The 12,979-nt window shown below is 66.9% G+C and carries 14 protein-coding genes; 6 read left to right on the top strand and 8 right to left on the bottom strand.

Annotation, left to right across the window (positions count from 1 at the left end; genetic code table 11):
- Window positions 1–237 precede the first annotated feature (237 nt).
- From ACILR9_RS01020 to ACILR9_RS01000, 5 genes are all read right to left on the bottom strand, one after another.
- Window positions 238–1,215, bottom strand: a complete 978-nt coding sequence (locus tag ACILR9_RS01020; RefSeq protein ID WP_395708009.1) for an NAD(P)H-dependent flavin oxidoreductase — start codon at window positions 1,213–1,215, stop codon at window positions 238–240.
- A gap of 184 nt (window positions 1,216–1,399) precedes the next feature.
- Complete coding sequence (locus tag ACILR9_RS01015) at window positions 1,400–2,188, bottom strand: crotonase/enoyl-CoA hydratase family protein (RefSeq protein ID WP_395708008.1); 789 nt, start codon at window positions 2,186–2,188, stop codon at window positions 1,400–1,402.
- Window positions 2,181–2,852, bottom strand: a complete 672-nt coding sequence (locus ACILR9_RS01010) for a glutathione S-transferase family protein (RefSeq protein WP_395708007.1) — start codon at window positions 2,850–2,852, stop codon at window positions 2,181–2,183. The genes ACILR9_RS01015 and ACILR9_RS01010 overlap by 8 nt, the downstream gene beginning before the upstream one ends.
- A 1-nt stretch (window position 2,853) precedes the next feature.
- Window positions 2,854–3,597, bottom strand: a complete 744-nt coding sequence (locus tag ACILR9_RS01005) for an SDR family NAD(P)-dependent oxidoreductase (protein ID WP_395708006.1) — start codon at window positions 3,595–3,597, stop codon at window positions 2,854–2,856.
- 297 nt (window positions 3,598–3,894) lie between these two features.
- Window positions 3,895–4,401, bottom strand: coding sequence for a winged helix-turn-helix transcriptional regulator (locus tag ACILR9_RS01000; RefSeq protein ID WP_395708005.1), 507 nt, complete (start codon window positions 4,399–4,401; stop codon window positions 3,895–3,897).
- 183 nt (window positions 4,402–4,584) lie between these two features.
- Between ACILR9_RS01000 and ACILR9_RS00995 the strand changes: the two genes are divergently transcribed.
- Complete coding sequence (locus tag ACILR9_RS00995; RefSeq protein WP_395708004.1) at window positions 4,585–5,787, top strand: CaiB/BaiF CoA transferase family protein; 1,203 nt, start codon at window positions 4,585–4,587, stop codon at window positions 5,785–5,787.
- A gap of 205 nt (window positions 5,788–5,992) precedes the next feature.
- Here the strand turns inward: ACILR9_RS00995 and ACILR9_RS00990 are convergent, their stop codons facing one another.
- Window positions 5,993–6,598, bottom strand: coding sequence for a 2-hydroxychromene-2-carboxylate isomerase (locus ACILR9_RS00990; protein WP_395708003.1), 606 nt, complete (start codon window positions 6,596–6,598; stop codon window positions 5,993–5,995).
- 4 nt (window positions 6,599–6,602) lie between these two features.
- Window positions 6,603–7,346, bottom strand: a complete 744-nt coding sequence (locus tag ACILR9_RS00985) for an SDR family NAD(P)-dependent oxidoreductase (protein WP_395708002.1) — start codon at window positions 7,344–7,346, stop codon at window positions 6,603–6,605.
- A 309-nt stretch (window positions 7,347–7,655) separates the two neighbouring features.
- On the opposite strand from ACILR9_RS00985, the gene ACILR9_RS00980 reads away from it, so the two are divergent.
- Window positions 7,656–8,378 (top strand): adenylate/guanylate cyclase domain-containing protein, encoded by a 723-nt coding sequence (locus ACILR9_RS00980; protein ID WP_395708001.1) that lies wholly within the window; start codon window positions 7,656–7,658, stop codon window positions 8,376–8,378.
- A gap of 159 nt (window positions 8,379–8,537) precedes the next feature.
- Here the strand turns inward: ACILR9_RS00980 and ACILR9_RS00975 are convergent, their stop codons facing one another.
- Complete coding sequence (locus tag ACILR9_RS00975; protein WP_395708000.1) at window positions 8,538–9,041, bottom strand: NADAR family protein; 504 nt, start codon at window positions 9,039–9,041, stop codon at window positions 8,538–8,540.
- A gap of 151 nt (window positions 9,042–9,192) precedes the next feature.
- On the opposite strand from ACILR9_RS00975, the gene ACILR9_RS00970 reads away from it, so the two are divergent.
- The 4 genes from ACILR9_RS00970 (at window position 9,193) to ACILR9_RS00955 (ending at window position 12,974) form a co-directional block, all read left to right on the top strand.
- A complete protein-coding gene (locus ACILR9_RS00970; protein ID WP_395707999.1) occupies window positions 9,193–9,432 on the top strand; it encodes a hypothetical protein in 240 nt (79 codons plus the stop codon).
- A gap of 66 nt (window positions 9,433–9,498) precedes the next feature.
- Window positions 9,499–11,115, top strand: coding sequence for a lysine--tRNA ligase (locus ACILR9_RS00965; RefSeq protein WP_395707998.1), 1,617 nt, complete (start codon window positions 9,499–9,501; stop codon window positions 11,113–11,115).
- Window positions 11,116–11,513: 398 nt separating this feature from the next.
- Window positions 11,514–12,272, top strand: a complete 759-nt coding sequence (locus tag ACILR9_RS00960; RefSeq protein WP_395707997.1) for a hypothetical protein — start codon at window positions 11,514–11,516, stop codon at window positions 12,270–12,272.
- A gap of 42 nt (window positions 12,273–12,314) precedes the next feature.
- Complete coding sequence (locus ACILR9_RS00955) at window positions 12,315–12,974, top strand: ureidoglycolate lyase (protein ID WP_395707996.1); 660 nt, start codon at window positions 12,315–12,317, stop codon at window positions 12,972–12,974.
- Window positions 12,975–12,979: the final 5 nt, after the last annotated feature.

The following is a 12,979-nucleotide window of genomic DNA, read 5'->3' as shown; positions in this document are numbered from 1 at the left end:
CAGCGCCGATCGTAGTGCAGGCGCCAAGAATGCTGTCATCCCCAAGCGCAGCGAGGGATCTTTGAGCAGCAGGAAAGGCTCCTCGCTTGCAGCGCGCTCTCCCACGCCCCTCCCCAGCTTCGCTGCAACTTCGCTGGGGAGGGAGAATGAACAGCGCGCCCATAGGCGAATGCCCTGGATGACAGGGGGCTTTGGCGCGCGCGCCATCTGCCGTTATCGGCGCCGGCGTCCCGCCGGTCATTTCTTCATGAAGCCGCCGAGCCGTTGCTCGATGATCGTCTCGGCTTCGCGCATGATGCGTCCGATCAGCTCCTGGACGGTCGGGACATCGTGGATCAGGCCGGCGACCATGCCGCACGACCAGGCGCCGGCATCCATGTCGCCGTCCTTCATGATGCGCGGGTAGACGCCGCCCACCTCGGCGATGATGTCCTTGAACTCGAGCTTGGGGCCGAGCTCCTTTTCCTTCTGCAGCAGGCGGTCGACGGCGGCGTTCTTCAGGACGCGCTCGGTGTTGCGCAGCGGGCGCATGACCAGGCGCGTGTCGAGCTCGCTGGCGGCGACCAGGGCCTTCTTCACGTTGTCGTGGATCGGCGCTTCCTTGGTCGCCATGAAGCGGGTGCCCATGTTCATGCCGTCGGCGCCGAGCGAAAGCGCGGCGACCAGCGAGCGGCCGTCGGCCATGCCGCCGGAAGCGACGAAGGGGATCCGGAGCTCCTCGGCGGCGCGCGGCAGCAGGATGAAGTTGGGCACGTCGTCCTCGCCGGGATGCCCGCCGCATTCGAAGCCGTCGACGCTCACCGCATCGCAGCCGATCGACTCGGCCTTCAGCGAATGGCGCACCGAGGTGCATTTGTGGATCACCTTGATGCCGGCATCCTTGAGCGCGGGCAGCCATTTCTGTGGATTGTTGCCGGCGGTCTCGACCACCTTTATGCCGCCCTTGACGATGGCGTCGATGTAGCCGGGATAGTCGGGCGGCGTGACCGCGGGCAGGAAGGTGAGGTTCACGCCGAACGGCTTGTTGGTCATCTCGCGGCAGCGCTTGATCTCGTTGGCCAGCGCCTCGGGCGTGCGCTGCGTCAGGCCGGTGATGATGCCGAGGCCACCGGCGTTGGAGACCGCGGCCGCCATCTCGGCGAAGCCGACGAAATGCATGCCGCCCTGGATGATGGGATGCTCGATGCCGAACATTTCGGTGATCTTGGTCTTCATGCCGCTCGCTCGCTTGGGTGTACTGGTTTCGTTGGGGTCGGTGACCGTCACAGACCCTTATCAGGTCGTCAGGCGGCTGCCATCCCATGAATGTGCCGCCGGGAGGTCTGGCTTTCATCGCAGGAGCGCGCCACTTCAGGCGGAGGTCGCTCCACCTGAAGTGGTGGCGCTCCCGCGATGAAATTCACCTTCCCTGGAACTGCGCCGCGCGGCGCTCGACGAAGGAGCGGATGCCTTCCTTGGCGTCCTCGGTGCCCATGACGCTGTTGTGGATGGTCGGGATGGCGGCGATTGCCATCGCCTCGCCGGCTTCAATGTAACGCAGCGCCGCCTCTTTCATGGCGCGCAGCCCGAGCGGTGCGTTGCGGGCGATCTGTTGCGCCAGCGCAATGGCGCGATCGACCTGCTGGCCGGCCGGCACGACCTCCTGCACCAAGCCTAACTGCAGCGCGCGCTCGGCGCTGAACTCGTCGCACAGCATCAGGTGATACATGGCATTGCCCCAGCCGGTGCGGGTGAGGAAGCGGAAATGTGCGCCGCCCAACGGCGCGATGCCGCGCTTGGATTCCATCTGGCAGAACCGCGTGTCGTCCGCGGCGACCACGATGTCGGCCGCCAGCATCATCTCGATGCCGATGGTGAGGCAGAGTCCCTGCACGGCGGCGACCACCGGCTTCAGGGTGCGCCGCTTCAGGGCGAACGGGTCGATATTGCCGGCCGGGCTGTCGCGCGCCTCGCGAGCCGGCCCGAAGAACTTGGGCATGTCGAGGCCGGCCGTCGTGTCATTGCCGGCGAAGCTCAGCACCGCAACCCAGCTTGCCTCGTCGCGGTCGAAGCGGGTGAAGGCGTCCGACAGCTCGGCCATCATGGCGGGCGTGAAGGCATTCTTCTTGGCGACGTTGTCGACGACGATCCTGAAGAGGCGCCCGTCGGTCTCCGTCCGCACGGTGCCGCTCGTTGCCGGTTCAGCCACGGCTCGTCTCCTGTTTGGGTTCGCGGGGAAGGTTGGCGCGCAGCGCCGATTGGTAGGCCGGCCGGGCGACGATGCGTTCGAGGTAGTCCTGGCAGCACGCCGGCACCGGCACCTTGTAGTCGATTGCCCAGACCACGCAGGTCGTGAGCAGCATATCGGCGCTGGTGAAGCTGTTGCCCATCAGATAAGGCCGCCCGTCGCCGAGGGCCGCCTCGACGTGGCGCATCTGGCCCTGGAAATAGAGGCTGGCGCTTTCGAGCGCCGCCGGCGCCTCGCCGTAGATGTGCTTCAGCGCGCCATGGCGGCGCATGATGTAAAGGCTCGTCGCGTCGAGCTCCATGGCGATGAAGAAGCACCATTCGCGCCAGCGGGCGCGCGGCTTGGGCTCCAGTGGCACCAGGCGGTTGGCGTCGCTGCCGTAGGTGTCGGACAGGTAGGCGATGATCGCCGCGCTTTCGCCGATCGTGAAGTCGCCGTCCTGCAACAGCGGGATCTTCTGCCGCGGATTGAGCCGCGTGTACTCGGCCGTCTTGGTCTCGCCGCTGCGCGGCAGGATCGGCCGCAGGTCGTAGTCGAGCGAGAGCTCGTGCAGCGCCCACGCGGCGCGCAGGGTGCGGCTGGTGCTGACGCCCCACAGGACGAGGCGGGTAGGGGTGTCGGTCATGTCACCACTTCTCGATGGCGGGGCGGAGATCGAGCTCATGGGTCCAGGCATCGCGCGGCTGCCGATGCAGGCTCCAGTAGATGTCGGCGATCGACGAGGTCTTGATCAGGGTGTCGGCCGGCAGCGAGTCGACGGCATCGCCCATGCGCGCGCGCATGCGCTTGCGGATCGCCTCGCTGTCAACGCCGCCATCGATCACCAAATGCGCCACGTGGATGTTCTTCGGTCCGAGCTCGCGCGCCATCGATTGCGCCAGCGCGCGCAGGCCGAACTTGGCCGAGGCGAAGGCGGCGAAGCCCGGTCCGCCGCGCAGGCTGGCGGTGGCGCCGGTGAACAGGATCGTGCCCGCGGCCCGCGGCACCATGTAGCGCGCCGCCTCGCGGCCGGTGAGGAAGCCGGCGTAGCAGGCGAGCTCCCAGGCCTTCTGGAACAGGCTCGCCGAGGTGTCGGTGAGCGGCGTGTTGACATTGGAGCCGGCGTTGAACAGGCAGAGCCCGATCGGCCCGACGTCGCGTTCGACCGTCGCAAACAGGTCCTGCACCTGGCCTTCCTGGCGGGCATCGACGCTGAACGCGCGCGCCGTGCCGCCTGTGGCCGCGATCTCGTCGACGACCGCCTGCGACTTGGCGGCATCGCGCCGGGCGATGCAGACCTTCAGGCCGCCGGCGGCCACGCGCCGCGCCACCGCTGCGCCGATGGCGTCGCCGGCCCCGACCAACAGCGCGACCGATCCGCTGGTTGGCATTTGCTCCTTCCCCATTGGCCGTCGCTCCGCGACGACAGCTCATGTCAGTGCTGTTTTGACACCCACGAGTGTTGCGCCGAACAGGACGAGGCGCAAGCCCATTCTGCCTCTCTGGAGACTATGACGGTTTGAAAGTTGCGCACATTTCTTGTCGTCCTGAGCGCAGCGAAGGATCTCATCGCCAGAAGTATCAAAGCACACTCTTGGCAGATGGCGATGAGCTCCTTCGCTGCGCTCAGGACGACAGAAGAGCGGCCGTGCGGCCACTTCCCCAGCGGAGCCGGGGAGGAATAAGACCTACGCCCTTCGCCGCTTCTCCGCCTCGGGCGGGGCCGGCGGCAGGTGCCGGTTGCCAGCGGCGCCGGGGCCGCGATGGACGTGGACTTGGCGTGGGCTCAAGGGCTCGCCGCATTCGGAGCAGGTCATCACCGGGTCGAATGTCTTGCCGCAACCCAAGTGCTGATGCAGCAGCGGCCGGCCTTTCTTGCCCGCCATGTGGACGTCGCCCCAATGCACGATCGACATGACGATGGGATAGAGGTCGAGACCCTTCTGGGTCAGGCGGTATTCGTGGCGCAACGGGCGTTCCTGGTAGGCCACCTTGGTGAGCACGAACTCCTTCACCAGCTTGCGCAGCCGGCTGGCCAGGATCGGCCGGGTGATGCCGAGCCGCGCCTGGAAATCCTCGAAGCGGCGCACCCGCAGGAAGCAGTCGCGCAGGATCAGCAGGGTCCAGCGGTCGCCGATCACCGACACCGTGCGGGCGAGCGAGCAGGCCTCGTCGTCCAGATTGTTCCAGCGCATCCTTCCGTCTCCAGACCTCGGCGGCCAATCTACCTCACGTTCAAAAAGAAAACCATTTCGCCGCCGGCGTGATTAGCTTTGGTCGCAGGCGCATGATTTCTCCGACGGCGAAGCGCGGCATCGGACATTGTCGCCCCATCATCGTGCCGATATACGTTTTGAAACGAAACCGGAGGATCGGAGATGGCGGGACCGTTGTCGGGCGTGCGGGTGATCGACCTGACCAGCGTGGTGTCGGGTCCCTTCGCCACCATGTTCCTGGCCGACCAGGGCGCCGACGTGATCAAGGTCGAGCCGCCCAGCGGCGACATGACCCGGCGCACCCGGCCGCCGATCGACGACGGTGGCCAGTTCTCGCCCATGTTCATCTCGACCAACCGCGGCAAGCGCTCGATCTCGCTCGACCTCAAGCGGCCCGAGGGCGTCGCGGCGCTAAAGAAGCTGATCGCCCGCTCCGACGTGCTGGTGCAGAACTTCCGCCCGCAGGTCATGGAGCGGCTGGGTCTCGGCGAGCCCGCGATGCGTGCCTTGAACCCGCGACTGATCTACGTGTCGATCAGCGGCGTCGGCGACAGCGGCCCCTATGCCGAGAAGCGGGTCTACGACCCGATCATCCAGGGCCTGTCGGGCTTCGCCGACGTGCAGGCCCAGGCCGGCACGCGCCGGCCGCAGATGATCCGCACCATCGTCGCCGACAAGACGACGTCGGTGATGACGGCCCAGGCGATCACGGCAGCGCTCTACGCCCGCGAAAAGACCGGCGTTGGCCAGCACGTCAAGGTGGCCATGCTCGATACCATGCTCGCCTTCCTGTGGCCGGAAGCGATGACGAACTACGTGGTCGTCGGGCGCGAGGCGCCGGCGGGCGATCACAATTCCCGGCCCGACCTGATCTTCCCGACGACCGACGGCTACATCACCGCCGGCACGATCTCCGACTCCGAATGGGCGGGCTTTTGCAAGGCGACCGACCGGTCGGATCTCCTGGACGACGAGCGCTTCGACTCGCAGGGCAAGCGGGCGGCCAATGCCACCCAGCGCGTCACCCTGATGGCCGCGATCCTGGCGACGCGGTCGACGGCGGATTGGCTGAAGCGGCTCGACGACTGCGACGTGCCGTGTGCGCCGGTGCTGCGCCGTGCCGAGGTGCTGACCAACGAGCAGGTCGTGGCGCGCCAGCTGATCGCCGAGTACGACCACCCCGGCGTCGGCCGCGTCCGCCAGCCCAGGCCCGCCGCCCGGTTCAGCGCCACGCTGGCCCGAGAGCCGTCGGCCGCGCCGAAGATCGGCCAGCACAGCCGCGAGATTCTGCGGGAGTTGGGCTATGGCGCCGATGAGATCGACGCGCTGGCCGCCACGAAGGTGGTCAAGGAAGCGAAGGGGTAATTTGCTGGGTCGTCTTCTCCTCCCCAGCTTTGCTGGGGAGGTGTCGCCGTCTTACGGCGACGGAGGGGTCACGAGCCCCAGACCCGTTGCCTATGACCCCTCCGTCCGCGTCGGCATTTTGGCCGCAGAGCGGCCAAAAGCCTGTAGACGCGGACACCTCCCCAGCGAAGCTGGGGAGGCGGGGGGGGGATGGTCCGAGCAGCGCTCACTTCGCCGCCGTGATCGCCTCCTCGACGTCGCGCAGGCGGTCCTTGCCGAAATAGATGTCGTCGCCGACGAAGAAGGTCGGCGAGCCGAAGGTGCCGCGGTCGACGGCGCGCTGGGTCTCGGCGAGCAGGGTGTCCTTGACCTCCGGCGTCTGCACCAGCTCGAACAGGCGGTCGGCCGGCAGGCTGGACTCGAGCAGCGCGGCCTTCAGCACGGCCGGGTCGTCGAGCTTCTTCGGCTCGGCCCACATGTGCCTGTAGACCTCGTCGACGTAGCGCTCGAAGATGCCGAGCTTCTTGGCCGCCACGGCGCCGCGCATGATCATCAGCGTATTGACCGGGAAGAACGGGTTGGGCTTGAAGCGCGTGATGCCGTGCTGGCGGATGAAGCGCTGCGTCTCGAGCTGCTGGTACGCCCCCTTGTTCTTGATGCCGGCGTTGGTCTCGGCCGGCGAGCGGTTGTTGGTCAGCTTGAAGACGCCGCCCAGCAGGATCGGCACGTATTCGAACTTGGTGCCTTGCCGCTTCTCGATCTCGGGGATCACCAGATGGCTGAGATAGGCGTTGGGGCTGCCGAAATCGAACAGGAAATCTACTTTGGGCACGGGATCACCATTTCTCGCCGAAGGGACGGATTTCGAGCTCGAAGGTCCAGGCGTCGCGCGGCTGGTTGTAGAGCGACCAGTAGGATTCGGCCACCGCCTCCGGCCGCATCAGGCGGCCGGCAGCCAGATTGGCGAGCCCCGCTTCGCCTTCGCGCTCCTTGATGCGCTCGCGCACCCACGCCGTGTCGACGCCCGAGTCGATCACGAGATGGGCGACATGGATGTTCTTGGGACCGAGCTCGCGCGCGGCCGCCTGGGCGACGGCGCGCAGGCCGGCCTTGGCGGCGGCGAAGGCGGCATAGCCCACGCCACCGCGCAGGCTCGCCGTGGCGCCGGTGAAGAAGATGTTGCCCTTGCCGTGCGGCAGCATCAGGCGGGCGGCCTCGCGCCCCGCCAGGAATCCCGAGTAGCAGGCCATCTCCCAGACCTTGCGGAACACCCGCTCGGTGGTGTCGAGGATCGGGAAGTTGACGTTGGCGCCGATGTTGAAGATGCAGACCTCGAGCGGCGCGTGCTGGTCGGCTTCCTTGAGGAAGGCGGTGATGTCCTCCTCCTTGCGCGCATCGAGCGAGCGCGCCGAGACCTTGCCGCCCGCCTTCTCGATGTCGCTGACCAGCGGCGCCAGCTTGTCGCCGTTGCGCCGGCCGGCGAACACGGTGAAGCCTTCGGCGGCAAATTTGCGGGCGATCGCCGCGCCGATGAAATTGCCGGCGCCGATGACGGCCGCGGTCGCGTGTCGTTCAGTCATGGCAGCGATAGTCAGTGTTGTTTTAGAACTTGTCAATCGGTGAATCGGCCACGAGGTCATGGCTGGGGGCGCGAACTTTCGTCTCTCCTCCCCAGCTTTGCTGGGGAGGTGTCCGCGCAATCGCGGACGGAGGGGTCATAGGCCACCTCACGTGACTCATGACCCCTCCTGCGGCGCGTTCGCTTCGCGAGCCGTGCCTGACCCGGACTACCGAGACACCTCCCCAGCGTAGCTGGGGAGGTGTGAAAAGAGCGCCACTGCGGGAAGGGCATTCGTTTCACGCAGCGGGCCGCGCTATGATCGCGACCGATGACGGCCCGCTACGCCACCTTGTGCAAGGGATGCTGGCAGCAGATGCACATGCCGGTGCCTCTGAGCGGCGTCTTTGCCGCGCCGCTGCGCGCCTTCGGCATCCGGCGCAGCAAGATGAATCCCAATCTCTGCACGATCTGCGAGACCATGTTCGAGCGCATGATGAAGGCGCGCTCGGTCAAGCTCGACGCGACGATCCTGTTCGCCGACCTGCGGTCCTACACCAAGCTCTCACAGTCGATGTCGTCGGAGGCCATGGTCGATCTGCTCGACGCGTTCTACGACACCTGCGCCGCCGCCATCTGGCGCCACGACGGCCTGCTCAACAAGACGATCGGCGATGCGGTGATGGCGGTGTTCAACTTCCCGATCCGCCAGGCCGACCATGCGCGCCAGGCAATCCTCGCCGCCCGCGAGATGCAGGAGGGGTTCGTCGCCAAGCAGGTCGAGCTCGCGGCCGCCGGCAGCGCTTTCGGGGTCGGCATCGGCATCGACACGGGCAAGCTGAGCTTCGGCGAGTACGGCCGCTCGCATCGCGACCTCACCGCGATCGGTCCTGTCGTGAACACGGCGGCTCGCTCGCAGGGCGCGGCAAAGCCGGGCCAGATCCTGGTCACCCGCGCCGTGTACGAGGCGGCCCAGGCGGAGATCGGTGCCGGCAGGGCCGCCGAGTACGACCTCAAAGGCTTCGACGCGCCGGTGACGCTGTACGAGGCGTGAGCCCTTTTCACTCTCCTCCCCAGCTTCGCTGGGGAGGTGTCCGCGTAATCGCGGACGGAGGGGTCGAAAGCCCCACTGAGGCTCTTGACCCCTCCGTCTCGGATTACCGAGACACCTCCCCAGCGAAGCTGGGGGGAGAATGAAAAAAGCACCACCGCCTCAGCCCCGCAGCCGCCCCCTCACCTCCATGAGCACGCGGCCGGCCCAGTTGGGACCGTTGCCATCCGGGCCGATGCCCCAGAACGGCTCGGTCGGCGAATCCTCGACCAGCAGGGCGTCGCCGGTGTCGCGCAGCAGGGCGCCGAGGTCGGGGTTCTGCTCGAACTTGGCGCGGTCGGCGCGGCGCATGATGTCGAGCTTGACCTCGTGCCAGTCCTGCCGCGGCAGCCGGCCCTGCGCCTTGAACCAGGAATGCCGGGAGATGCGCCGCGGCGCCATCGGCTGCGCCGCCAGGCTCTTGGCCCGGCCGGGATGGATCGCCTCGCGAATCGCGGCGCGATACTCCGGATCGGATGATTTCTGCGCCTGGTAGAAATGCTCGACGGTCGGCCACGTCTCGCCGTCGAGCACGATCGGGCTGGGATGGAAATGCGACAGGAAGCCGAACTGCGCGCGGTTACGGGCGAAGTAGAGGATTCGGTTGTCGGCGGGGATGGGGATCATGCAGGCTGCTGTGCCATTCCTGATGTTTCGCGCCAGGTTGTCAAACCAGGCACGGGCAATGAGCGGCAATCGCCGGCAATGGGCGGACATTGCCGACCGCGCAGGCGGCATGGAAGAGAGGCGCTGCGTGCAAACGTCGAGGTGAATCGTCATGACAAATCAATCCGGAAGCGGGCCGAGCCCGTCAGGCCCCAACGAGCCGCCCAAGCCGGCGCGCGTCGACGTGGTCGAGTTCATCATCGCCGTCGTCGCCGGCGCGGCCTTCACCTACCTCCTGCTGCAGCCTGCGCCGCCGGATCGTCCGACGTGGCAGACGATCGGGTTGTTCGTGATGCTGGCGGTAGCGATCAGCCGCATTATTGCCTTCTTGGGCAGGAGATTTGGGAAATAGTGGGCCTTTCACCGCGCGGGCCGTCGCATTGACGGCGCTGGCCGGCGCTCATAGTTTGTCCGATCCATGTCCCAGATCGATCGTTCCCTCGCCGAGGCCGCGCGCGCGTGGCCATTCGAAGAAGCCCGCAAGCTGATCGCCCGCACCGAAGGCAAAGTGCCGGCGAAAGGCTACGTGCTGTTCGAGACCGGCTACGGACCGTCGGGCCTGCCGCATATCGGCACCTTCGGCGAGGTCGTGCGCACGACCATGGTGCGGCAGGCGTTCCGCCGGCTGTCGGACGTTCCGACGCGGCTGTTCTGCTTCTCCGACGACATGGACGGGCTGCGCAAGGTCCCCGACAACGTGCCGAACAAGGAAATGCTGGCCGCCCATCTCGGCAAGCCGCTGACCTCGGTGCCAGACCCTTTCCATGAAGGGCCGTTCGGCAGCGAGCATCCGAGCTTCGGCGCGGCCAACAATGCACGCCTGCGCGCCTTCCTCGATTCGTTCGGCTTCGAGTACGAGTTCCAGTCGTCGACCGACTGGTACAAGTCGGGCCGTTTCGACCCGATGCTGCTCGCCATGCTGCAGCACTACGACGAGCTGCAGGCCGTCATGCTGCCGACGCTCGGCGAGGAGCGGCGCGCGACCTACTCGATCTTCCTGCCGATCTCGCCCAAGAGCGGGCGCGTGCTGCAGGTGCCGGTGGTCAAGACCGATCCCGACGCCGGCACCATCGTCTATCGCGACGAGGACGGCAGCTTGGTCGAGACGCCGGTGACCGGCGGCAACGTCAAGTTGCAATGGAAGGCCGACTGGGCCGGCCACTGGTATGCGCTCGACACCGACTACGAGATGTACGGCAAGGATCTGATCCCGTCGGCCGAGCTCAGCGCCAGGATCGTGCGCATCCTGGGCAAGCGTCCGCCGGACGGCTTCAATTACGAGCTGTTCCTCGACCAGGAGGGCAAGAAGATCTCCAAGTCGAAGGGCAACGGCCTCTCGGTCGAGGAGTGGCTGCGCTACGGCACGCCCGAGTCGCTCGCCTACTACATGTTCCAGTCGCCGCGCCGCGCCCGCCGGCTCTATTTCGACGTGATCCCGCGCGCCATCGACGATTATCTGGCGAGCGTCGAGAAGATGCCGGCCGAGGAGCCCGCCAAGGCGGCCGACAATCCGGCCTGGCACATCCATGACGGCAAGCCGGTCGACCATCATTCGGGCGGCGTCAGCTTCGGCATGCTGCTGAACCTCGCCGGCGTAGCGCACACCGAGGACAAGAACGTGCTGTGGCAGTACCTGCGCCGCTACGCGCCGGGCGCCACGCCGGAGAATGCGCCCTACCTCGACCGGCTGCTGTCGGGCGCGGTCGCCTACTACGAGGATTTCGTGAAGTCCTCGAAGAAGTTCCGCCTGCCCACGCCGCAGGAACGCGTCGCGCTGCAGGATCTCGCCGACACGCTGCGCAGGATCCCCGACGACGAAAGCGCCGAGTTCATCCAGAACGAGGTCTACGAGGCCGGCAAGCGGCACTTCTCGCGCGAGGAGCTGCGGCAGTGGTTCAAGACGCTCTATGAAGTGCTGCTCGGCAGCGAGCAGGGCCCGCGCATGGGCGCCTTCATCAAGCTCTACGGCCGCGACAACGTCATCCGCCTGATCGAGCGAGCGCTCGCCGGCGAGGATCTCGGCAAGGCGGCATAGGGCGCTCTTTCTCCTCCCCAACGAAGTTGGGGAGGTGCCCCGTCATACGGGGCGGAGGGGTCATGAGTCATCGCCGGGAACGCGCCACTCCGTGGCGCTCATCTCATTCTTCTCCCCAGCTTTGCTGGGGAGGTGTCGGCGTCTTCGCCGACGGAGGGGTCAAGGGCACAGGAGGAGTTGCTCATGACCCCTCCGTCCGCGATTACGCGGACACCTCCCCAGCAAGGCTGGGGAGGAGGGAGTATGAGATGAGCGCCGCGGAGTGGCGCGCTTCCGGCCATGAGTTTCCGCCACGGAGCGCTACCATTTTCACAGCATCGTGGTGCTGGCGGTCTCCCCAGCGAAGCTGGGGAGGAGAATGAATTGAACGCCCTGGACGCCTGCTGCATGAGTCAGCCATGGACCATGACAGCCGGCCGACCCTCTGCGGCGATCACGAGCTCGCCTACCTGGCGAGCCGGACGCCCTTCGAGCAAGGCCGGGGGCTGGTCATGGATGAGTCCTATCGTCTGGCTCACCTGCCCCTGGTGGCGCCCGATCATCCCCGCGTGATCGCCTTTCGCGACGGCAGGCACTACCGCAACGGCCGCCATGAACCGCTCTATTCCGTGGGGATGCCGGTCGCCGATCAGCAGCTTCGACGGTCCGAGGCCTATGTCGCGCTCGAGGCCGAGCTCAAGGCGTCCGTGTTCGCGCCCAAGATCGCCTGGGACATTGTCGAGCGGCGACGCCACAAGCTGCACGCCACGATCTGCGGCTCGCTGTCGGTGGGCGAACCGCCCTCGCTCGACAACACTCGGCGTGATGCCTTGCGCGCCCTCGGCCCGATCGCGGTGGAGTTGCGCGGCCTCTTCTCCGGCAACGTCAATCGTGGCCGGCTGTACCTGCGCGTCTATCCGGAGAAGCGCGATGGGATGAACATGTTCCGTCGCATCCAGCAGGTGATGGAGCGAAGCGAAACCCTGCTCTATGTCGTCGGCGTCTACAATCTGGTCGACGATCTTGACGCGGCCGAGGCGGCCGTCCTCGCGGACCTCATTGCGCGCTGGTGGGATCGGCCCCTTCTGCAGGTTCAGCTCGATGCCCTGTGGCTGCTGGGGGCGACCGACGACCTGGTGCTCGGCTCCAGCACGGTGGAGACGATCCCGCTGGTTTGATGGCCGATTGCCGCGTTGTGCCGCCTCATGCATGCTTTGCCGATGGACCAGGTCGTCATCGACTATCTCAACCCGTCGATCCCCGCCGATGTGCGGCTGATCGACGTGCCGCTGGTGCGCGCGACGCCGGAGTCCCTCGCCGGTTACGGCGAGATCGTGCGCGATCCCAGGGCGCATCGCGTCGAGATCGTGCCGTGGCCGTTGAGCGGCTGGCGCCGGCTCGATGCCGGGACCGGGGTCGAGGGCGGTACGACCGAAGGTATCTTCGCCTGCGAATGGCGCGGCAACCAGCTGCTCGGCCGCAACGAAGCGGTCGGCGGCCATTACGTCATCGGCTTTCGCGAGCCGCCCGAACTCGCGAGACGGGCGGGCGTGGTGCTGGGCGAGGGCCGCGTCCTGCTCTGGCATTGCAACTACCATCCCGACGGCGGCCAGCTTTTCTGGCCACTGGACGGCAAGCCGTTCGTCGTGCCGGCGGCGCTGCCGGGCGACGACCTCCGGCCCGAGGCGTTCGTCGGCTTCTGGTCTGACGGCAGCGCCGGCATCTACATCCATCCCGGCATCTGGCACGAGGGCGTGTTCCCGGTGACGCCGACGGGCCGCTTCTTCGACAAGCAAGGCAAGGTCCATGCCCGGGTGAGCTGCGATCTCGCGCAGGAGCACGGCGTGCTGCTGGCGGTGCCGCTGCCGCACGACTTGTAGACGCG

It is taken from the genome of Reyranella sp. (assembly GCF_044224635.1).
In the GTDB taxonomy this organism is placed as follows: domain Bacteria; phylum Pseudomonadota; class Alphaproteobacteria; order Reyranellales; family Reyranellaceae; genus Reyranella.
Note: the sequence above shows the minus strand (reverse complement) of the source record. Positions and strands in the feature narration are given on the sequence as shown.

What these genes read in the sequence shown, in the direction of transcription:
- ACILR9_RS01020 (WP_395708009.1), bottom strand. Translation starts at nt 1,215, where the DNA reads ATGAAGACCAAGATCACCGAAATGTTCGGCATCGAGCATCCCATCATC.
- ACILR9_RS00995 (WP_395708004.1), top strand. Translation starts at nt 4,585, where the DNA reads ATGGCGGGACCGTTGTCGGGCGTGCGGGTGATCGACCTGACCAGCGTG.
- ACILR9_RS00985 (WP_395708002.1), bottom strand. Translation starts at nt 7,346, where the DNA reads ATGACTGAACGACACGCGACCGCGGCCGTCATCGGCGCCGGCAATTTC.
- ACILR9_RS00975 (WP_395708000.1), bottom strand. Translation starts at nt 9,041, where the DNA reads ATGATCCCCATCCCCGCCGACAACCGAATCCTCTACTTCGCCCGTAAC.
- ACILR9_RS00965 (WP_395707998.1), top strand. Translation starts at nt 9,499, where the DNA reads ATGTCCCAGATCGATCGTTCCCTCGCCGAGGCCGCGCGCGCGTGGCCA.
- ACILR9_RS00970 (WP_395707999.1), top strand. Translation starts at nt 9,193, where the DNA reads ATGACAAATCAATCCGGAAGCGGGCCGAGCCCGTCAGGCCCCAACGAG.
- ACILR9_RS01005 (WP_395708006.1), bottom strand. Translation starts at nt 3,597, where the DNA reads ATGCCAACCAGCGGATCGGTCGCGCTGTTGGTCGGGGCCGGCGACGCC.
- ACILR9_RS00960 (WP_395707997.1), top strand. Translation starts at nt 11,514, where the DNA reads ATGGACCATGACAGCCGGCCGACCCTCTGCGGCGATCACGAGCTCGCC.
- ACILR9_RS01000 (WP_395708005.1), bottom strand. Translation starts at nt 4,401, where the DNA reads ATGCGCTGGAACAATCTGGACGACGAGGCCTGCTCGCTCGCCCGCACG.
- ACILR9_RS00955 (WP_395707996.1), top strand. Translation starts at nt 12,315, where the DNA reads ATGGACCAGGTCGTCATCGACTATCTCAACCCGTCGATCCCCGCCGAT.
- ACILR9_RS01010 (WP_395708007.1), bottom strand. Translation starts at nt 2,852, where the DNA reads ATGACCGACACCCCTACCCGCCTCGTCCTGTGGGGCGTCAGCACCAGC.
- ACILR9_RS00980 (WP_395708001.1), top strand. Translation starts at nt 7,656, where the DNA reads ATGACGGCCCGCTACGCCACCTTGTGCAAGGGATGCTGGCAGCAGATG.